This is a genomic window from Desulfotalea psychrophila LSv54 (assembly GCF_000025945.1).
Lineage (GTDB): Bacteria > Desulfobacterota > Desulfobulbia > Desulfobulbales > Desulfocapsaceae > Desulfotalea > Desulfotalea psychrophila.
Window position 1 is genome coordinate 2,994,777 of the sequence record NC_006138.1, and the last position, 20,656, is coordinate 3,015,432.

A 20,656-nucleotide genomic window follows, 5' to 3' on the forward strand; every position below is an offset into this window, starting at 1 on the left:
TCTTCGCCGAAGATAACTATACTATCTTAGTAAATTTCTGCACCGAAGTTCTCCTCCCTTAGAGAGAAGGGACTCTCTTTTATGAGAAATTTCTTTTTCTATAACAACAAGGGGCCCTCTTGCTCCTTTGCCCGATTTAATAGCCACAGTCTCTACCAACGCTATCTCTCTCCCCGCTCTGCCAGATCAACTCTTTTTTTCCTAAGTGCTCAAAAAAAATCATCCTTAGAAAAAGCCCCCAAGCTCCAAATAAAACTAAAAAAAAGAATTGGCACAATCAGCAAAAAATAAAATTTACTTTAGCAAAATCGCTGTCTGGTGTAGACTGTTTTGTTTTGCAGTTAATAACTAACCTAGAACGAACAATTCTCTTGCAGAGAGACTTATAAATAAAACACTATGACAAACAAAGAAATTATAAAAAGATTGTACCACGAGATCATTCCCTATAAAATCCCGCTATTTATAGCAATGTTTGCCATGATTGTCGTAGCGGCCCTCACGGGCGCTCAGGCATATTTGGTGAAGGATCTCCTCGATAAAATCTTTATGGAAAAAGATGTCTTTTTTCTGCAAATACTTCCCCTTATTATTATTGCCATCTTCTTCACTAAGGGTGTCCTCTACTATACCTATGCAATCATTCTTGAGAGGGTTGGTCAATCTATTATTCGTGATTTTCGTCTGAAAATATTTGCCCACATACACCGCCAATCCCTCTCCTTTTTCCATAACACCCCGACAGGCACCTTGATATCCAGAGTGCTCTCCGACGTTGCTCTTATGCAACAGGCTGTCTCCACTGTTATCATCCAGCTCCTACGAGATTTTTTCCAAGTGATCTTCCTGCTTGGCGTCATCTTCTACATGAACTGGAAACTTGCCCTGATATGTTTTCTCATCATCCCCCTGGCAGCCATCCCCATCGTCAAATTTGGTAAAATCTTCAGAAAGCTGAGCACAAAAACCCAGGAGGAGACTGCTGAAGTCTCCAACATGCTCCATGAGACAATTTCCGGAAGCAGAATTGTCAAAGCATTCTGCCGAGAAGATTATGAGGTAGAGCGCTTTCACAGGCAAGTAGAGACACTCTTTACCATCACCATGAAGAATGCAAAATACCGCGTATTCCAAAGCCCCCTGATGGAAATAATAGGTGGTTTTGCCGTAGCGGGCATCATCTGGGTGGGCGGCAGTGAAGTCATTAACGGCTCGGCAACACCGGGTACCTTTTTTGCCTTCTTAACAGCAATGATCACCGCCTACGACCCCGTGAAGCGAGTCAGTCAAGTCAACTCAACGATCCAACAGGGACTTGCCTCGGCACAACGGGTCTTTGCCATATTGGATATTAAGCCGGAAATAGAGGACAAGCCGGAAGCAACGTCCCTCGCCCCCTTCAAAGAATCCATCGAGTTTCATGATGTTTCCTTCTCCTACGGAACAGAAAAAATTCTCTCTCACATCAACCTGAAGGTCCCTGCCGGAGAGGCCCTGGCCATTGTCGGCCCCAGCGGTGGGGGTAAAACAACCCTTACCAACCTTATTCCCAGGTTTATTGACTTGCAAGAGGGTTCAATCACCATCGACGGCACCGATATTAGAGATGTCACCACCAACTCCCTGCGCAATCAAATTGCCATGGTCACCCAACAGACAATTCTCTTTAACGACACCATCAGAAACAATATCGCCTACGGCAAGGACAGCTGTACAGAAGAGGAGATCAGACGGGCGGCAAAGGCAGCCCATGCCCTGACCTTTATAGAGGAACTTCCCAATGGCTTTGATACCGCCCTCGGCGAGGGAGGGGCAAAACTCTCGGGCGGACAGCGCCAGAGAATCTCTATTGCCCGGGCCCTCCTGGCCGATGCCCCCATTCTTATTTTAGATGAGGCAACCTCAGCCCTCGATACAGAATCAGAACGAGAGGTACAAAAGGCCCTGGAAAACCTTATGCAAAACCGAACAACCTTTGTTATTGCCCATAGACTTTCAACAATCAAAAACGCATCTCGAATTGTGGTGGTCAAAAAGGGAAAAATAGTAGAAGAGGGAAGTCACGAGGAACTGCTAAAGCTTGAGGGCGAATACCAACTACTCTACAATATGCAATAGGACTCCTCTCCCTGTTGCCGCTCAGTTGGTAACAGGGAAAGGATTACGCTGCCAAAGGCAAAGAAACGGTGGCTATACAACCACTCTCTACCCCATTTTCTAGATAAAGCTTACCACCATGCTCTCCAATGATCTTGGCACTCATGGACAGCCCCAGTCCAGTTCCCTCTGCCTTGGTAGTAAAGTAGGGATCAAAAACATGAGCGAGCAAACTCTTCTCTACCCCCAGGCCATCATCAATGATCTGCACCTGATAAAAGCCAGCAACAACCTGGCAACGAACAACAATCTCCCCACCTGCCTGCATAGCTTGAAAACTGTTTAAAAGCAGATTCAAAAACACCTGATTCAACCTATCAGCACTGCCGAGTACCCGTAGGGACGTGTCAGAAAATTCCGTAACAAGGCTAATACCTGCATCCTCTGCGTCCAAGGCGACCAAAGAGAGGGCCTTGGTAATTACCTTTTCCAGATAGACAATCTCGCCTCTCTCCTCCTCAGGCTTTGCATAGTCAAGAAGTTCTGTAATACTTCTATTGAGTCTTTCCACCTCATCCACCAGGACCTGAGCCGTTTGCTGCCCCTTAGAACCACCGGCAAAAAACGAGTGGAGAAGCATACCAAGGCCCTTAATTGAGCTGAGTGGATTACGCAGTTCGTGAGCAACTCCGGCTGCCATCTTACCAAGAGAGGCCAGATGGGCATGCCGTTGCATCTCTCTCTCCAATGCCTTCTGAGTCGTGAGGTCCTGGAGAAGAATCACATAGCCATCCTCATCACCAAGATCATTTTTCACCTCAACCAAATTCAAAAAAAGTACCTTCTTTCCATCATCCGCCTCAACCTCTATCTCCTTCCCCTCCTGCCACCGACTGAGATCAAGAGCCAGCGAGGAGTGGGCCATTAACTCCTCAAGCGGTTTTCCCAGAAAAGATTCATCCCTTATGCTCAGCAGAAAGCAGGCTGCATCGTTGATCAGACGGATAGCACCGTCACGGCCAACACCGACAAGACCAACGGGGATCGAGGCAACAAGATGATCTGTAAACACACGCATCTTGGCAAGCTCTGACTCAGAATGGCGAAAACTCTGCAGGGTCAAGAGAGAGAGCCCTCCACCCAGACCAACAAGCAATAAGACCACGGAGAGGATGGCTATTTGATTACGATTTTCTTTAAAACCGCTATTAAACTGATCGAGATCGAGGACGGCAAAGAGCCAGAGCCTTTTGCCATAGATGGTACCGGGACCTGCAAAAAACGGTCTATCTTTCCTGTGATGCATCATGGGACGCATTGCAGAACGCCGGCCCTGCCGGGAAAGATCAAGTAGAGTGAGCACCTGAAAAGTTTTTCCGTCGACATCTTCAGGAGCAAGTTCCCGAAAGAAAAACCTCTTCCTCCCTTGACCGACTACCGATTCTTTTAAAAATTTTTCGTCCGCTTGGGACAGAGCAAGCTCTTCACCATCCACCACCGAGGAGAGCACCTGACCATCAGCCAAAACAATCTGCAGAGAATCCACCCCGGCCTGCTCCTGGGCCTGATCAATGGCCCGAAGCAGATAACCCTTAAAAAGGGTATTATCTATCGTCCCACCGGCACGACGCAAAGATTTACGCATATCACTGGCAATAATACGACGTACAGCCTCTGTCTGTTGAAAAAGGGCGTTTTCCAACAACACCCTCTCTCGCTTATGCGAACTCACCCCCAAGCCGGCAATAATAGCCGCGAGCAAGAAACATGCTACCGCAAAAATCCAAGGAGAGACATTAACAAGACCCTTTTTCATAGAACTCTGCCTCACAGGGAGGCCTCTTAAAAAATTTTACTTTGAAAAATTTTCCCTAAGATTACCCGGGTAACAAGATATGTTGAGAAGACCCCCTCCGAGCCCATGGGGCCGGAGGCAAGGGTCTGACCACTTATAAGCGGGTTATCCGATGCATAATAGGCACAACGTACCTTGACATCAGCAGATAATCTTTTCCGTATTATGCTCGCACCAATTGCTCGCTGAAAATGGGCTCCCTCCATCTCCAGCCCCACCATCCCCCACTTGGATTTTAAAAATCTTTTGAGCAGATCGCTGTTTTGCAGGGAGGTGCCCAGGACCGTCAGCATTGAACCCGTAACAACTCTTATGCCCTTCTTACAGATGGTAAAATCTTCCGGTGCCAAATCGTTATCTACAATATAGTTATCAGGTGTACCCTCAAGCACATAGGCGGAGGCCAACATAATGTCACCTTTTTTACCAGCAAGAATGCCCGCCTTACCCATAACAGAGATAGATTTCACATCAAGTTTACAGTGGGGAAAATCGTCCTGGCCCCTTAAAAACTCATCAAGAATAGTAAAGGCCTGGGTACCAAAGGCATAATCAATCACCAGAAGCACAGGGGCATCTTCTCCCCATTGGTCGCCGACAATAGATGGATGGAGCACCTCAACTTTAGAGGTATCAATAAACTGAACATCAATACTGGAGCCAGATGTATCATGCCAAAAGCGAAAACCATGCGCCAGGGCATACTCCTCCAGATCATCTTCTTCATCCCTAAGCTCCCGCACCATTACCGCCAGATCACTGGGTACCTCTCGATCTTGCCTCTGTAAATAGCCAGGACCATAGAGCACGTTACGACAGGAATGCATATTAGCACTAATTATATGCAGGGACCGATTCGCTAAACCACCCTCAACAATAGCCCCTATAACAGACTTTGCCCAAACAGATGCATACTTACTGGCGGCTATCATATCGTTCATGGAAGGGGCACATACTATCTGAAAGGTACTGGAAGGGTTTACCTCACACCCACCCCGGCACCTCCTCCCTATTTCATAAATAAAGGAGAAGAGACTGCTATTGGCACCATCCCGCAGGCGAGTTCCCTCCAAATACTCATAACTATCCCTGGTTTCCTTATAGCTGCGACCAAGAAATTTCGAGAGAACCCAGAGGGCCTGATCAAGCTCTTCCCCCTGAAGTTCAAGGTCTTCCCCCTGAAGCTGAACCCCACTCTCCATCAGTTTTTTTAACTTGGCCCAGTCGCCATTTACGGGGTCTTCTTCCGCCCGTATCAAATTATGTATCTTAGAGGCCTCAAGATTTAAAAAAACAATATGAGTAAGAATGTCATAAACCTCGCTCTCGCCCCGGGTGACGATAAAGCACATTTCAGTCTCAGAAATAGCATAGGAGAGCCTGCGTCGTTTAAGTGGCGTCCTCTTTTCAAAGGATGTTTGAGCAAAATCGTCAACACTGGTAAGGACAAGTTTTTCACATTTCTCAATTCCACGGGGCATACGATTAATCACGTACTCCAAGCCTTTAAGCTCAACGACACGCGGATCATTCATGGAACCATATATTTCAGGACTGATCTGAATGAGGGCCTCTGCCAACTTCTCCCCCATCACATCGGTTGGTCGATAATAACCCTGAATAATAATCGCATCGGCTATGGTTTTAAATGTAGCAATTGCCCTACGAGACCGTTGCGCCTTGGTAAGATGGTCCATATAAAATCCTCATAAAGTCTTGTTTAGCAAGTTAGGTGAGAAAACATACAGAAAAGATTAATACAACACGTATGAAAATACTACCATATCGTGTTGTATTATAAGAAAAGTTACAGGAGAATGGGCAGGTGGGGCGAGAAGTAAGGGTAAGACTAAGCTAGATAGGATTCCAAGACTGCAATTAATTCATCACGCCCCTGGCCTGTCTTAGAAGAAAAAAGGATTCGCTCATCTTTTTTGATTCCATGACCTGCGTCAAGAATGGCGGCATGCCTGCTAAGCTGATTACCTGACAACTTATCTATTTTAGTATAAATCGGTAAAACAGGCACCTTCTGCTCACGAAGCCAGTCAAGCAATTGACGATCAAGGGCCTTAGGCTCATGGCGAATATCAATAATAACCACAACACACTTTAAAGCCTCTCTTTCGGAAATATAGCTGGTGATCAGCTTTTGCCAGTTATTTTGCATTTCTTTGGAGACCCGGGCAAAACCATAGCCAGGTAAATCGACGAGCATACAATCTTCAGCAGCCTGGAAAAAATTCAATCCCTGGGTTTTTCCCGGCCTGCCACTTACCTTAACAAAACCACTTCGTCTCAACAGGGTATTCATCAGACTAGATTTACCAACATTAGACCGACCGGCAAAGGCAAACTCAGGCAAACCATCTTCAGGCAACTGGTCTAAACCGTGAACACTTAGGAGAAACGTAATATCGTTTAAATTCACTGTTTCTTCTCCTCATTATAATTAAAAACAAAATAGGGATAAAACCATAATTGGTTTTATCCCATAAATCTGCCCCCTACGAGGCTAAACCAGCATGTTTACCACAAACCGGTTTAAAGAAAAACAGCAAAGATGATCAGATCACCTTATTAAGAGCATACTCAATGATACCCTCGGCCCCAACCTTATGCAAACGGGGCACAAGATCACGAACAATATCTTTTGAGATAACAGTCTCAACGGAAAACCATTCAGCATCGGAGAGTCCTGCTACAGTCGGAGCATTAACACTGGGGAGCATTGCAACAATTTCGTCAAGTTGCTCTGCTGCCACATTCATCTTGAGACCAACAATCCTATCGGCCTTGAGGGCCCCTTGAAGCAGGAGGCACATATTCTCAATTTTTTCACGCTTCCAAGGGTTCTCCCAAGCCTCTTTATTGGCTATAAACTGGGTATTGGACTCCATGAGTTCATAAATAATTCTGAGACCATGGGCACGGATAGTATTTTCTGTTTCCGTTACCTCAACCACCGCATCCACAAGACCTGCAACTACCTTTGCCTCGGTGGCACCCCAAGAAAACTCGATCTCTACGTTGATACCAAGATCCTTAAAAAATCTCTCACTAACGCCAACGAGTTCTGTAGAAATTTTCTTCCCCTCAAGATCTTCAAGGGTTTTGATATCAGAATCACCAGCCACGGCAACCACCCAACGAGTGGGGCGGTTACTCACTTTAGAATAGACCAGATCACTTACCACAACAATCTCTGACTGATTCTCCATGGTCCAATCTTTGCCGGTGATACCAGCGTCCAACATACCACTCTCGACATAACGAGACATTTCCTGAGGACGACAGATCGAGCAATCCAACTCAGGATCATCTATTTTAGGAAAATAGTTACGGGCAGCAGGCTTAATAAGCCAACCAGCCTTTTCAAAAAGATTAATCGTGGCAACCTCAAGACTTCCCTTTGGCAATCCCAGTTTCAACTGACTCATCTCACACTCCATTATATATTTTTATTCTTTTATTAATAATCAGACTATTTACTGCCATAAACCTGGGCAGGGTCAAAAAGTGGTTTCCCCTCCACAACCAATTCCCCTTGATGGACTCTTCGAAAAAAGCAGGATCGATGGCCTGTATGACAGGCAGCATCACCAATTTGGTCAACCTTAAAAACAACAGTGTCGCTATCGCAATCAACCAGGATATCGTGGATAACCTGAACGTTTCCTGAAGATTCTCCCTTCAACCAGAGGCTGTTACGAGATCTGCTCCAATAATGCGCCTGTCCTGTCTCTAAAGTTTTTTCCCAAGAAAGTTTGTTGATATACGCCAGCATCAGTACCTCACCGCTAACATAGTCCTGAACCACTGCGGGAAGTAATCCGTCCACAGATTTTTCGAAATTAAGTTCAACCATAGCTTTTCCTGTTAAATTTATAACAATTATAGTTTTTTAGTACAAAAAGCCCAAAAAAGCATTCAGCCTTCTGCTAAAAGAGCTACGTAGCATACGGGGGTCTGCAAGCAAAGTCAAGGATACAGCCATTATTTTTTTTACATTATGACAGATTAAAAGAGATTTCCTGAATGATGCACAGAAATCATATTTTTTACATGCTAAAAAAAACGTATTTAGCATTTTTACACGAACAAGAGAAAACAAGACTCCATTAAATAAAAAGAGAAGCTTGCATAATACGACGCCAACATTATATTCTGCTTCAAATTCTGTTTTGACCAACATTCATCCTAGACAATAAAGGAAACAACCATGCCCCCTTTACAAGACAATACTGTTGTCATACTTAGCTATATCGGCAAACTCGACAACGGTGAAATTTTTCAAAAAATAGACGTAGAAGCACCCATAAAGGCAACTCTTGGCAGCAGTGAATTGCCCCCCATGGTAGAGGAGGCTGTACGCAACATGACTCCTGGAGAAAGCACCTCCGTGCGTGTACCGCCGGAAGAGGGCTTTGGTCCACGACAGAAAATTCTCCTTCAAGAGATCGAAAATAAGGAATTTATCGAAAGGGTGAAGCCTAAACCAGGTATGATTATCACCCTTAATGCTCAAAAGGATGGGGCAGAAGAACCAGTCCCTGTTCCTGCCACCATCATGGAAATTAACGGCGATACCGTTCTTGTCGACTACAACCACCCCCTTGCAGGGCATCATCTTACCTACGATGTCACCCTTATAGCTGTTGAATAAAAAAATGCCCCTGTTATGAAAATCTCCACCCATAACAGGGGCAAAAGAGACAGAACATAAACCTCTCCATCCTGCTGAGTTATTTACAGATCCCCCCGCACCCCATCTTTCTTTTCAGAAAACAAAAATCTTTTTCTTTACACCAATATATATAGATATTTTGGCAATGAACCGATATATTATCAAATAATATTTCAGTAAAAAGAAATATTTCACCTTTTTATATAAACATTGTAATATTTTCCTGACTACCTATCCTCTTGCTTGGAGCATATGATGGACTTTGAAGATGACGAAATACTCCAAGGCTTCGTAGAAGAATCCCTTGAACACCTCTCTAGTATAGAAAATGATCTACTCGCTATCGAAGAGGGAGGTGCGGCCATAGATGAAGAACTTGTAAATAAGGTTTTCCGGGCAGCCCACTCCATAAAAGGTGGCGCTGGTTTTATGGGACTGACTGCTATCCAAGAACTTTCCCATGCAACAGAAAACATATTGGGCATGGTGCGTAATAAATCCATTATTCCTACCCCTGAGATCATAAACGTTCTCCTTATTGCAGCAGACCAACTGCAGACAATGATTGAAGACGTGGCAAACAGTAATGAGGCGGATATAGCCAATCAAGTATCTGCCCTCAATGCTATTGCCGAAGATAGCAAAAATAAACAGGCCTCCCCGAAGCCTGTACCTGCGGTGGAACCAGAGGCGCCTAAAGCAGAAATTGCAGAAGATGCCTTTGTCCTCTTTGCAGAGGCAGCTCCCGTAAAGACACCCCCCATAGAACAAGAAGAAATTGTGCCAGAGGCAGTGCTAGCAGAAACGCCAGCGGTAATAGAAACGCCAGCGGTAATAGAAACGCCAGTAGTAGAAACAGCAATCGAAGTAGTTTCTACGGTGGTGCAAAATATTGCGCCACAGGTCCCCGCCACCAAAGAGAGCAAGGCTGAAGGCAAAAAAACAACGGCTCAGTCGGACACCACTCTCAGGGTTCACGTCAGTCTTCTCGACTCCCTAATGACCCTGGCCGGCGAGTTAGTCCTCAGCAGAAACCAACTACTTCAAACAATTTCTACCCCTGAGCTTCACAATGTTGACACGGTAGGCCAACGTATCGACCTTATTACCTCCGAGCTACAAGAAGCGATTATGCTGACCCGCATGCAACCCATCGGCAATGTTTTTGGTAAGTTTCCGCGTGTGGTCCGAGATCTCTCTAAACAGCTGGGTAAAACAATTGATCTCAATATTGTTGGCAAGGACGTCGAACTTGATAAGACCATCATTGAAGCAATTAATGATCCTCTGACCCACCTGGTGCGTAACTCCGTTGACCACGGAATCGAACTTCCGGCAGAACGGTTAAAACGAGGCAAGAGTGAAAGAGGGCAAATTATCCTCAAGGCCTTTCATGAAGCAGGCCAGGTTTGTATTGAAATAAGCGATGATGGCAAAGGACTCGATGAAGAGGTTCTCACTGCCAGCGCAGTAAGCAAGGGACTGATTTCGCCAGAACAGGCTCAGCTCATGTCGGGTAAGGAAAAGATAAACCTTATCTTCATGCCCGGTTTTTCAACCGCAGCCAAGGTAACCGATGTCTCCGGCCGTGGTGTCGGCATGGATGTGGTAAAAACCAACCTTGACCAACTTGGTGGAAATGTCGAGATCTTATCTGAACTGGGTCACGGCACAACTATTTCCATCAAATTGCCACTGACCCTGGCCATCATCCCCTGTCAGATAATTACCCTTTCCAATGAAAGATACGCTATTCCTCAGGTAAATCTAGAAGAGCTTTTGCGCATTTCCGCATCTCAGGTTAAGGAGAGAATAGAGCGAGTAGGAGATGCAGAGGTTGTTCGCCTTCGCGGCAATCTCCTTCCCCTTATTCGCCTTGCCGATGTTATCGGCCTTGGCCAACAGGACAAGGACCAGTCCTCCGCAGCCCTTGACACAGCAGGCGACAGCGCCCTTAATATCGTTGTGGTTTCTACTGGATCAATGAAATATGGACTTATTGTTGACAGCCTTCAGGATTCTGAAGAGATCGTTATCAAACCCCTCGGTCGACACCTCCAACAGTGCAAGGCATATGCCGGAGCAACGATCATGGGAGACGGCCGAATAGCCCTTATTCTGGATCTGGGAAATATTGCCAAAATGGCAACCCTCAACAGCCTGGAAGGAACCCAGCGCGCGGCAGAGCTTGCCCAGATAGCAGAAGATGAGAGCCAAATTCAAAAGGACAGACAATCTCTTCTTATATTTCACAACGCCGAAAAAGAGCAGTTCGCCGTTCCCCTCAATCAGGTCGAACGAATTGAGAAGATCAAACGGGCCGACATAGAAGATGTGGGTAACCACAGAACAATGCAATATCGTGGCGGAAATCTCCCTCTGATTCAAGTGGATGACGTTGCCGTAGTCAACCCTCTTGCTGACCACGACGACCTACTGGTTATTGTTTTCAATGTTGCCCTAACCACGGTTGGACTACTTGCCGTAGGCCCCGTTGACGCCATAGAGGTCTTTGTCGACATTGATGACAAAACTCTAAAACAGCCTGGCATTATGGGTTCATCTATCATTAACGGCAACACCACCCTGTTGGTAAATATCTTTGAGTTAGTTAAAAACATCTTCCCTGAATGGTATAGCGAGCAGGACACTCCGCTCATTGAAACAGAAGATATGAAAGAGCCACCCACAATTCTCATTGCTGAAGACTCCAATTTTTTTAGAAACCAACTTCGTAGCTACATGATAGAGGCGGGTTACCATATCATTGAAAGTGAAGATGGGGTAGAGGCCTTACAAAAACTTGAAGATCATTTTGACGAAATATCACTACTGGTAACAGATATAGAAATGCCCAATATGGATGGATTTGTCCTTACCGAACGAATCCGAGCCCACCATAGATTTTCTGAGTTACCCGTTATCGCCCTCACCACTCTTGCCTCCGAAGAAAACAGAGAGCGAGGCAAGGCCGTAGGTATAGACGAATACCACGTCAAATTAGACAAGGAGCGGCTGATGGCTGCTGTTCACGGTATAATAAAACGCATATTTTAATGCCATAAGACAAGGTAAATCGTTATGGAAACTGCAGAAAAAGAAAACAAAGACGTAATAGAGCTTGCAACATTTTTTATCGGCAACGCTCTCTGTGGCATGGATATCCTTATGGTGCAGGAGATAAACAAACTCAACCAAATGACCAAGGTGCCACAGGCTCCGGACTATGTGTTGGGCATCCTTAATCTCAGAGGACAAATTGTCACCATTATCGATCTTGGCAAAAAACTTGGTCTTGGCAAAACAGATTCCTCACAGGATTCTCGTAATATTATTGTCAACTCCCCCGGTGGCCATGTGGGCCTTCTGGTCAACCAAATCAGCGATGTGGTATCCGCTGACACGGAGAGGATAGAGATGCCTCCTGCCAATATGGCTGGCATCCAGGGAGATTTTTTTACCGGCGTCTACAAGACTGAAAAAAACTTGATCGGCATACTTGATATTGAAAAAGTTCTTAGCTCTGAAGATTAATTGGTGTTTATGAAAAATTTGCGCGTTCTCGTTGTCGATGACACAATACTATACCGTAAGATCGTTTCTGACCTGCTCCGAGAAATCCCCGGAATAGAGGTGATCGGCGTTGCCCACAATGGCAAAATCGCCCTCGATAAAATCAGGCTCTCAAAACCTGATCTTATAACCCTGGATATTGAAATGCCCGTGATGAACGGCATTGAATTACTGGAACACCTCAAAGACATCCCCGATGCTCCGGGGGCGGTCATGCTCTCTACTCTCACCTCGGATGGAAGTCGGATGACCATGAAGGCCCTGGAACTTGGGGCCTTTGATTTTATCCTCAAGCCTCAGGAGAAGACTCCGGCGGCAAATAAGGCCGCACTGGCAAATTCTCTTAAACAGATCGTAAAGACATATCGATTAAGAAACATAGGCTTCTCAAGAACAAGGGCTACAACTCCTGCGTCGAGGTTAAGCCCACGCACCACCATAAAGAGAGAAATAAAGACAACGGACAGGTCTATAAAAAAGGGTAAGGCTGAAATTGTGGTAATTGGCATCTCCACAGGCGGGCCCAACGCCCTTACCAATATGTTACCCCAAATACCAGGAAATATAGGCGTACCCATACTCATCGTCCAACACATGCCGCCGGTGTTTACCGCCTCTTTGGCAACAAGCCTCAACAAAAAATGCCAAATAGAGGTAAAAGAAGCAGAAGATGGGGAGGCCATTCAACCAGGCATTGCATATATTGCTCCTGGTGGCAAACAGATGAAGATATCTGCCTCAAAAAATGGAGTAGAGCGTCTCATTAAGATTACAAATGACCCACCAGAGAACTCTTGCAGGCCATCAGTTGATTACCTTTTCAGATCTGTTGGCGACTATTTTATTGGTCGGGCAACAGCTGTTATTATGACAGGAATGGGCGCAGATGGCACCAAAGGGTTGGAAGTGCTGATGGCTAAGGGGGCACACTCTATTGGTCAGGACGAAGAGAGTTGCGTTGTCTACGGCATGCCAAAAAGTGTCGCAGATGCAGGACTGATTGATACGGTATGTCCACTCAACAAGATTGCCCAGGAGATAGTTCATACCGTAAAACTCTATTAACTTTCTCCTTTTCTCATGTTTCCCCTACACAACATGACCTCTCCTGCACGGGATAAGAAATTATCCCGATAGCATACACCACAACCAGACACCATAATATGTTACCTATCACGAAAAACGAACTGAACCTCCTGGTTCAATATATACATGGCGCATCTGGTATCTCTCTAGATAGCAGTAAGGCATATCTCCTTGAGGCGCGACTCAGCCCTATTTTAAAAAAGAACGGCTTCCCCACCTATCTAGATCTTTGCCATAAGGCAAAGCGTGACCCTAGCAAAAAATTAGAGAGAGAGATCATCGATGCTATCTCCACCAACGAAACCCTCTTTTTTCGCGACAAGGCCCCCTTTGAACTTCTCAAGAACAAGATATTACCTGAAATAATCGATGCACGTTCCCCCCAAAGTACTAGCCTGCCACCCTATATAAAAATATGGAGTGCAGCCTCATCCACAGGCCAAGAGCTCTACTCCATCGCCATAACAATACGTGAGCTTCTGGGCACTTCGAGCAAATATCGTTTCCATCTCCTTGGAACCGACATTTCTAACAATGCAGTGAGCCAGGCATCCTATGGCAAATACAATAAGTTTGAGGTAGACAGAGGGCTCGATATCAACCAACGGAACAAATACTTTGTAAGTGATGGTGATAGTTGGAAGATCAAAGATGAAATTCGGGCAATGGTTAAATTTCAAAAATTTAACCTCATGCAGCCCCTCACCTCTTTAGGCAAATTCGACATAATTTTTTGTCGAAACGTAGCTATTTACTTCTCTGCTGAAGACAGAAGAAAACTTTTTGCCAAGCTCGAAATGTCTCTGGCAGATGATGGCTTTTTAGTAATAGGCTCTACTGAATCCCTCTCTGGAATTGCAGATCAATTTATACCAAAACGCCACATGCGATCTATTTTCTACGAAAAGGCAGGTAAAGCAAAAATTTAATCACAGTTAGACCAGAACAAAAAGACTCATCTCTCCACTCTGATCTAACCTCTTGCAGGCCGATATGCTAGCCAGTTTAATTCTGAAGCATAAAGGAGGGCGCTGTAACCCCAACAGCATCCGTCTGCAGAACACCATCCATTTGAGTATCTTCCAAATTAGCCCCTGTAAGATCGGCCCCACGAAGGTCGCCCTTATAGAGGTCCGCCCGACGAAGATCAGCCCCGGTCAAATTAGCCCCACGCAGATTAGCCCCACGCAGGTTCGCATCTGCCAGGTCTGCCTCCGCAAGATTCGCACCACTAAGATCTGCCTGTTCCAGATCTGCACCAGTTAGTGATTCTCCCGAGAAATCAAGCCCGGCAAGATCACACTGGTAACACTCTCCAGCCTCTACCACCTTTTCAATAAAGTTCCTTGCTACCTCTTCGCTTGCAAGGGTTTCTACCACAACAGAATCCGTTACTTGCAAAACAGGCTCTTTTGTCGAAACCATATCCTCCTCAACAAAGCTAGTCCCTGAACTTTGAACAGGAGTCGCCTCGGCACCATCTGCAACAACGGCAGCACCCGTAGCGACAACGGCTATGGGGGCAGCAATTGCATCTACCTGCACGGTTCGCCCTTCTCTCAGAGGCTCGGGCACAGGAGCAGGTTGAGCTGCAGGCGCCGGAGTAACAGTCACCTCAGCCACAGAATTTGATTGAACAGCTTTTCCTAGCTCAACAGATTTCTGCCCTGCAACAATAACAGGTACAACTGCCTCCTCACCTACCTGCACAGATCTGCCCTCTGTTTCCGGGGCGGAATCCTTGAGAGCAACAGCATCTGAGGCTGCCACAGCAAGCGGCTGAGATGTCGTTGCAATAGGAGGACTAGATTGAACAGCAACCTCACTCCCCGCCTCAGCAGATTCCTGCTCGACGGCAACGGCTAGGTTAAAATCACCGGGAAAGACCAGACCAGCTGTATAGGCCCCGGAAAAATTGGCCCCGGCAAGACTCGCCCCCGTTAAATCCGCATCACCAAGATCAGCTCCGCCAAATATGGCCCCCTGTAAATTACAGTTCCGTAAATTGGCTCCTGAAAGATCTGCTAAGAAAAACTTCGTCTGAGAAAGATCAGCCCCCTCTAAATTAGCACCTGCCAACTCTGCTCGGGTAAGATCGACACCGGCCAAATCACAACCCGGACAGGCTTTCGTCTGCAAAAGTTGCTCTATTGCCGTATCCCCCTGGGCAAAACAGCTCGATGCCCCAGAGCAAACAGCAAATATACAAATTCCCGCCAGAGCCTTCCATCTATTTATTGCTTTCATATATCGCTTTAATCCCCATTTATATTGTATATAAAACTTCCAACATTTACTTAGACAATGCACAGTAGTTATAACACAAAAGCACCATGAATTACTCATCTATTTATGCTTCCAACGCCATGGACTCACCGGATTTTTCTCCTTCCAGAGCCCCCATCTTTTCCTGCGGGCCTCTTTCTCTAATTTTTTCCAGGAAGCACAGATTTTTTTTCGGCAGTAACGAGGATAAAACCAGGAATAGCCCTTTTGTACCAAGACCTCGTTTATAATTCGACCATTTCTCTTAACAAGCACCACGGCCCTGCCATAACGATCGTAATCATAAACAGTGTAAGAAACTCTCTTCCGTAAAATCGACTGAGACAAATACTTTTTTGCCAAAAAAGCATCCTTTTGGTTCCACTCCGGGCTATCTATGCCATAAAGTCGCATCTCTATCCGAGCGCCAGAACTATCGCGCACAATCAAAGAGTCACCATCAATTATTTTCAATACAGTACCCGAAGAGGCCAAAAGAGAGGAGGGCAGAAAAAAGAGATACAAAAACAGATACGACACAATTCTCAGTATAACGATCTTAATTATTCTCACCCCTCCTCTCGCAAATTAACAGCCTACCCTATCGAGCTTTATCCAAAGACCAATAGAGCCATTACCAGACAGGCCCAGATGACGAAAGTCATTTTTTTGTCTTAAGAAGAAAGGCCCTTATTTTTTCATCATAGTGTCAAGAAAACCTACATTCCACCGGCATCTCTTATTTATGTTAAAACATTATTGTTTTTTTAACACGCCCTTGATATATTAGCGTCAATTGTACGACTTATCTTCCCCCTCGGCAGGACGCAAAAACTACTTACATTTGTTATACTTTTAAAAAAAATAGCTACAAAGGTTGTTATGATTTGCCCTCACCAATTTCTCGTCGCAGACAATGATCCCCAAGGCATACTACTGCTCGAACAACAGCTACAACGAGACTGTTCGTGTACTCTACAATATGTCCATAATCAGGATAGATTAGAAGAATTAGCCTACAATCAAGACATTCATATTCTTTTTTATGATCTAAAGTTCCCCTCAGAGACAGATCCTATTACCAAATTAGGCCAGCTACAGCATAAATTTCCACACCTCACCATCGTTCCTCTTATCTCAGCAGGCATGGATATATTGGTCAAGGAAATTTTAGGGCTGCAACTCTTTTTCTATATTCCTAAGCCACTGGATTATTCTGAGGTAAGCATCACCGTACGCAGAGCCCTGGAGACAAACTCCATCAACCGAGGGGCCAACAGGGAGCAAGAGAATATCAAGGCCAAGCCCCACAGCTTTGAGGGCATGACTGGTGATAGCATCCCCATGCGTCAACTATTTGACCTCATAAGTCGCATTGCAGACGATGATTACTCTACGGTACTCATCCGGGGGGAATCCGGGACAGGCAAAGAGATGGTGGCAAAGGCCATTCACCAACAGAGCAAAAGACGTAAACGTAATTTTGTCCCGGTAAACTGTGCAGCTATTCCCGAGGAGTTACTTGAAAGTGAACTCTTCGGCTACAGCAAAGGAGCCTTTACAGGGGCTACAACAAACAAAATTGGGCGAATACAATACGCTGACAAGGGTACTCTTTTTCTTGATGAAATAGGTGATATGAAACCGTCTCTCCAAGCCAAGCTTCTCCGAGTGCTTCAAGAAAGAGAATTTGAGCCTGTAGGTGGTCTCAAGGCTACTCCGGTTGACACACGAATTCTCGCCGCAACCCACTGCAACCTTGAAAAACTTGTCGAGCAGGGACGTTTTCGGGAAGATCTCTACTATCGACTCTCGGTCATCCCTCTCAATATTCCACCACTACGAGAGAGAAAAGAGGATCTACCCCACCTCGTCAGCCTGTTCGTGGAAAATTATAGCCTTAAAAGGGGGCGAGATCTCTTTTCCTTTTCCCGCAGGGCCCTAGACACCCTTGCTAGCCACCAGTGGCCGGGCAATGTACGTGAGTTGGAAAATTTGATTCAACACATGAGTGTTCTGCATGCGGGCGCCATCATAGAATTTGATGATCTCCCAGAAAAAATAAGAAATAGAGGCCTCTCCTCCTGCGAAACAGGCAGAGACGAACGGCAAGCCCTCTGGGCTAACAGCCACGTCCCTCCCGAAAAAAAACCCCCGCAAATAGAACCTGAGAGGACAGAGCCCCCCCCTCCCAAAAAAATGCGTCCACCCATTGAAAAATCCTACCAAAATAAACCGCTACCTCTTACTGCCCCCTCAACATCAAGAAGTAATTCCTCCAGCCAAGGTAGTCCTTTTAGTTGTTGGGAAAACGGAAAAATTGACTTCAACGAGCTCGTAGAATCTTTTGAGAAACAACTCATTGTCAGGGCCCTGAAGATTAGCAGTGGCAACAAAAAAGAGGCGGCCATACTGCTGGGCCTGAAAAGAACAACGCTGCTGGAAAAAATAAAGAAGAAGGGAATTTTTGTCCATTAGAAATGAACCGATTTAACAGACAGAAGCCTTTATTACAAAGACCTTGCCCCGTGACTAAATAAAGCCGCCATCTAAGACACATGAGAGGTAATATTTCTATCAATGTTTTCTAAAATATCCTCCTGCCCCGCAGGAGTCAAAAGAATGTCACTCACTCCATACTTAACCGCTTTAAGCACCTTAGATTTTGTCCAGGCAGGCCCTGCAGCAATAAGGGGAAGTGAAGATCCCGTACTCACCTTAATGGCAAGGCCAAAGGCCTGCTCACTTAGCTCTGACATAACAAGATATACGGCTTTTAATTTGACGGAGATATAGTCAAAGACATTATCTCCGAAGGTGATGTTAGACACCACATAGCCCCGTTCCTGAAGCACCTTTGCAATCTTCTCTGTTTCATGGCGTTCATCACTAATAAGCAAGACATCACAGCTACAGGATTGCCCGCCCCAGGAGCCATCTGCTGACACAGCTTCTGGTACAGCTGCCGCGCTCGCCGAAGTGTTTACCCCACTCCCTCTGGCTGCAGAGGACTTCTCAGGGGCAGCTGTGGCGGCGGATCTCGACAAGCCCCCGATCTCAACAGGCGCAACAGACTCTTCAGCCTGCGCAGGAGCAATAAGCCCAAAGGCCTCGGCAGGAAAAAGCACATGCAAACGACCAAGGCCCTGATCATTTACCCGCAGTGCCATGCTCGTCACATAGTAGAGCTGATCCATAAAGGGTTGCTCGGCAGATATATCAACCTTAAGCGGTGCAACCTCAACCATCTCTCGACGAATAAGATGAACGTCTTCTCTATAATCATTCTTGAAGGCATTTGAATATACCCCATTGATAATATTGGCAATTTCTCCATAGGCATCCTGAGCATCATCGTCAAAATCTTCTTCTCGAACAACGATATCAAGCTCAGAGGGAGGAAGCATAATAAGGGCACCGCCCATATAGATGGCATCCTTGAGCGACAGAGCTAAATAACTATGGCCAACAATATCTCCCGACATCTCTAAATCGGTAACAACCTGCTTTCCCTTAACAACATCAACAAAAAATGCCTCTTTACTGAGAAACGAATTTTGTAGGTCGCTGACAACAACAGTGGCCCCAAGCAAGGTGGAGAGCTCCCTGGTCATCTTCTCAAAACAATCGGAGAGCAGAGCGTCCATTCTCTTCTTGTTTTTCTTAATATCCATAGGGGGAGCGGGGGGGGAAGCAGACGGGGCGACATCTGAAGATGATGAAACTACTGGATCAATAACAGGCGAGACGACATCCGAAGATGACGAAACTACTGGATCAAGAACAGGCGGGGCGACATCCGCAGATGACGAAACTACTGGATCAACAACAGGCGGGGCGACATCCGAAGATGACGAAACCTCGGGATCAATAACAGGCGAAATCTTATCAGCAGGTACTTCCTCGGCATCTAACTCAAGGGGGGCGGCAGGCAACAATAGAACCATCTGTCCCATCCCCCTATCACCAAGAGTAGGAGTGGCCAGAACCCGGCAGTAGAGCTGTGATAAAAAGCCGTCATCCCCCGTAGCATCTAACTTAAGAGGGGATATAAGCTCCAAATCCTTTCGTACCATACGACAGGTTTTGGCATAATTTTCCTCAAACGCCTTACTATAAGAACCGGCAATAATATTTGCTATTTCACCGTAGGCATCTCCAACATCGGCGCTATAATTATCCTGAGCAACCACCTCTTCAAGTTCTGCCGTCGGCAACATGATAAGGGTGCCACCAAGCAAAATGGCATCTTTCACCCGAACGAGGAGACAACCACTACCCTCAACCTCACCGACAAGATCAAGATGAGAAAGCACATAGCGCCCAGAAAGATCTGCAAGGACCTCCTCTTTTGTTACCAGGGACGTGGCAAAGCCAGAAAGAGAAAAAGAGGCTCCAAGCAGTGCAGCAACATCTTTTTGCACATACGCCTGAACCTCTTCTAAAATTTTTTCTATTCGCTCTCGTTGATTCATAGTTGTTATTTTTTATTATCCGATACCCTGAAACAGGCAATCACCCACTACAAAATGTTTACAGCGAAACCCTTTTAATACAATATCGGAATATAACGAGACTTCTTTACCTGTTTCTCGCCAAGACAACATACAGAGATTTTAAGAAAAAAATTCCCCTCTATTTCTGCAACTGGCAATCAATAGCAAAAATCCCTGCATCGACCTTGAAATAAACCACCGTCCTATCATTGTCCCCAGTAGAACGAAAGTCATAGGATTGGCCAGAGATGGTTGTTGGAATTGACAGCTCAATATCCCGGCCATTCTCCGCCAGGACAGACTTTATCTGTCCACCGAGCATATTGGCAAGCTCACCGATGGCATCCTCTACATCTTCGTTAATCTCAGTTACATCCATCATAATAAAACTGCTCGTCACCGCAAGGGCAACGTTCTGAGGCATATGAACAGCAATCATCCCCTTACGAGCCCCAGCAAAACCAACCATGGCTGAGATGCTTTTAGTAAGTGGCTCCAACTCAAGAGCAACATCGCTTGGTTCTACCGGCATCATTACCATTGAAGAAAAAATTGCGTCAACCGCAGATACTATATCGCCTTTTAAATCCATTTTGC

Annotated in this window: 16 protein-coding genes; 7 read left to right on the plus strand and 9 right to left on the minus strand. The window is 45.7% G+C overall.

All coding sequences use genetic code 11. From position 1 onward, the window contains the following. Positions 1-399 precede the first annotated feature (399 nt). The gene (gene msbA, locus DP_RS13370) at positions 400-2,118 is read left to right on the plus strand and encodes a lipid A export permease/ATP-binding protein MsbA (RefSeq protein ID WP_011189875.1); all 1,719 of its coding nucleotides are present in this window, start codon (positions 400-402) and stop codon (positions 2,116-2,118) included. Positions 2,119-2,161: 43 nt separating this feature from the next. Here msbA and DP_RS13375 read toward each other — a convergent pair whose 3' ends face one another. The 5 genes from DP_RS13375 to hisI all read right to left on the minus strand — a co-directional run bounded on the left by DP_RS13375 (position 2,162) and on the right by hisI (position 7,820). After that, positions 2,162-3,913: a two-component system sensor histidine kinase NtrB gene (locus DP_RS13375; protein WP_041278033.1), complete on the minus strand. Its 1,752-nt coding sequence runs from the start codon at positions 3,911-3,913 to the stop codon at positions 2,162-2,164. A gap of 26 nt (positions 3,914-3,939) precedes the next feature. Next, on the minus strand, positions 3,940-5,649 hold the full coding sequence (locus DP_RS13380) for a DUF6909 family protein (protein ID WP_011189877.1): 1,710 nt from the start codon (positions 5,647-5,649) through the stop codon (positions 3,940-3,942). A gap of 152 nt (positions 5,650-5,801) precedes the next feature. Then, positions 5,802-6,383 carry a ribosome biogenesis GTP-binding protein YihA/YsxC gene (yihA, locus tag DP_RS13385; RefSeq protein ID WP_011189878.1) on the minus strand — a complete coding sequence of 194 codons (582 nt, stop codon included), beginning with the start codon at positions 6,381-6,383 and terminating at the stop codon, positions 5,802-5,804. A 136-nt stretch (positions 6,384-6,519) separates the two neighbouring features. Further along, complete coding sequence (gene hisG / locus DP_RS13390; protein ID WP_041278794.1) at positions 6,520-7,392, minus strand: ATP phosphoribosyltransferase; 873 nt, start codon at positions 7,390-7,392, stop codon at positions 6,520-6,522. 44 nt (positions 7,393-7,436) lie between these two features. After that, positions 7,437-7,820, minus strand: coding sequence for a phosphoribosyl-AMP cyclohydrolase (gene hisI, locus DP_RS13395; RefSeq protein WP_011189880.1), 384 nt, complete (start codon positions 7,818-7,820; stop codon positions 7,437-7,439). A 354-nt stretch (positions 7,821-8,174) separates the two neighbouring features. On the opposite strand from hisI, the gene DP_RS13400 reads away from it, so the two are divergent. The 5 genes from DP_RS13400 (at position 8,175) to DP_RS13420 (ending at position 14,227) form a co-directional block, all read left to right on the plus strand. After that, positions 8,175-8,618 carry an FKBP-type peptidyl-prolyl cis-trans isomerase gene (locus DP_RS13400; RefSeq protein WP_011189882.1) on the plus strand — a complete coding sequence of 148 codons (444 nt, stop codon included), beginning with the start codon at positions 8,175-8,177 and terminating at the stop codon, positions 8,616-8,618. Between the two features lie 273 nt (positions 8,619-8,891). After that, a complete protein-coding gene (locus DP_RS13405; RefSeq protein WP_011189883.1) occupies positions 8,892-11,696 on the plus strand; it encodes a hybrid sensor histidine kinase/response regulator in 2,805 nt (934 codons plus the stop codon). 24 nt (positions 11,697-11,720) lie between these two features. Then, complete coding sequence (locus tag DP_RS13410; RefSeq protein WP_011189884.1) at positions 11,721-12,173, plus strand: chemotaxis protein CheW; 453 nt, start codon at positions 11,721-11,723, stop codon at positions 12,171-12,173. Positions 12,174-12,182: 9 nt separating this feature from the next. Continuing rightward, a complete protein-coding gene (locus DP_RS13415; RefSeq protein WP_011189885.1) occupies positions 12,183-13,277 on the plus strand; it encodes a protein-glutamate methylesterase/protein-glutamine glutaminase in 1,095 nt (364 codons plus the stop codon). A 98-nt stretch (positions 13,278-13,375) separates the two neighbouring features. Further along, positions 13,376-14,227 (plus strand): CheR family methyltransferase, encoded by an 852-nt coding sequence (locus DP_RS13420; protein WP_011189886.1) that lies wholly within the window; start codon positions 13,376-13,378, stop codon positions 14,225-14,227. A gap of 76 nt (positions 14,228-14,303) precedes the next feature. On the opposite strand, the gene DP_RS17080 is transcribed toward DP_RS13420, so the two are convergent. Both DP_RS17080 and DP_RS13430 read right to left on the minus strand, forming a co-directional pair. After that, the gene (locus tag DP_RS17080; RefSeq protein ID WP_049785107.1) at positions 14,304-15,545 is read right to left on the minus strand and encodes a pentapeptide repeat-containing protein; all 1,242 of its coding nucleotides are present in this window, start codon (positions 15,543-15,545) and stop codon (positions 14,304-14,306) included. Between the two features lie 99 nt (positions 15,546-15,644). After that, positions 15,645-16,037, minus strand: coding sequence for a thermonuclease family protein (locus DP_RS13430; protein ID WP_156792310.1), 393 nt, complete (start codon positions 16,035-16,037; stop codon positions 15,645-15,647). Positions 16,038-16,445: 408 nt separating this feature from the next. Between DP_RS13430 and DP_RS18675 the strand changes: the two genes are divergently transcribed. Continuing rightward, a complete protein-coding gene (locus DP_RS18675; protein ID WP_011189889.1) occupies positions 16,446-18,041 on the plus strand; it encodes a sigma-54-dependent Fis family transcriptional regulator in 1,596 nt (531 codons plus the stop codon). A 71-nt stretch (positions 18,042-18,112) separates the two neighbouring features. Here the strand turns inward: DP_RS18675 and DP_RS13440 are convergent, their stop codons facing one another. After that, complete coding sequence (locus DP_RS13440; RefSeq protein WP_011189890.1) at positions 18,113-20,038, minus strand: chemotaxis protein CheX; 1,926 nt, start codon at positions 20,036-20,038, stop codon at positions 18,113-18,115. 160 nt (positions 20,039-20,198) lie between these two features. After that, on the minus strand, positions 20,199-20,651 hold the full coding sequence (locus DP_RS13445; RefSeq protein WP_011189891.1) for a chemotaxis protein CheX: 453 nt from the start codon (positions 20,649-20,651) through the stop codon (positions 20,199-20,201). Positions 20,652-20,656: the final 5 nt, after the last annotated feature.

Coding starts and splice junctions, on each gene's coding strand:
- msbA (WP_011189875.1), top strand. CDS start 400: ATGACAAACAAAGAAATTATAAAAAGATTGTACCACGAGATCATTCCC.
- DP_RS13375 (WP_041278033.1), bottom strand. CDS start 3,913: ATGAAAAAGGGTCTTGTTAATGTCTCTCCTTGGATTTTTGCGGTAGCA.
- DP_RS13380 (WP_011189877.1), bottom strand. CDS start 5,649: ATGGACCATCTTACCAAGGCGCAACGGTCTCGTAGGGCAATTGCTACA.
- hisG (WP_041278794.1), bottom strand. CDS start 7,392: ATGAGTCAGTTGAAACTGGGATTGCCAAAGGGAAGTCTTGAGGTTGCC.
- hisI (WP_011189880.1), bottom strand. CDS start 7,820: ATGGTTGAACTTAATTTCGAAAAATCTGTGGACGGATTACTTCCCGCA.
- DP_RS13400 (WP_011189882.1), top strand. CDS start 8,175: ATGCCCCCTTTACAAGACAATACTGTTGTCATACTTAGCTATATCGGC.
- DP_RS13405 (WP_011189883.1), top strand. CDS start 8,892: ATGATGGACTTTGAAGATGACGAAATACTCCAAGGCTTCGTAGAAGAA.
- DP_RS13410 (WP_011189884.1), top strand. CDS start 11,721: ATGGAAACTGCAGAAAAAGAAAACAAAGACGTAATAGAGCTTGCAACA.
- DP_RS13415 (WP_011189885.1), top strand. CDS start 12,183: ATGAAAAATTTGCGCGTTCTCGTTGTCGATGACACAATACTATACCGT.
- DP_RS13420 (WP_011189886.1), top strand. CDS start 13,376: ATGTTACCTATCACGAAAAACGAACTGAACCTCCTGGTTCAATATATA.
- DP_RS17080 (WP_049785107.1), bottom strand. CDS start 15,545: ATGAAAGCAATAAATAGATGGAAGGCTCTGGCGGGAATTTGTATATTT.
- DP_RS18675 (WP_011189889.1), top strand. CDS start 16,446: ATGATTTGCCCTCACCAATTTCTCGTCGCAGACAATGATCCCCAAGGC.
- DP_RS13440 (WP_011189890.1), bottom strand. CDS start 20,038: ATGAATCAACGAGAGCGAATAGAAAAAATTTTAGAAGAGGTTCAGGCG.
- DP_RS13445 (WP_011189891.1), bottom strand. CDS start 20,651: ATGGATTTAAAAGGCGATATAGTATCTGCGGTTGACGCAATTTTTTCT.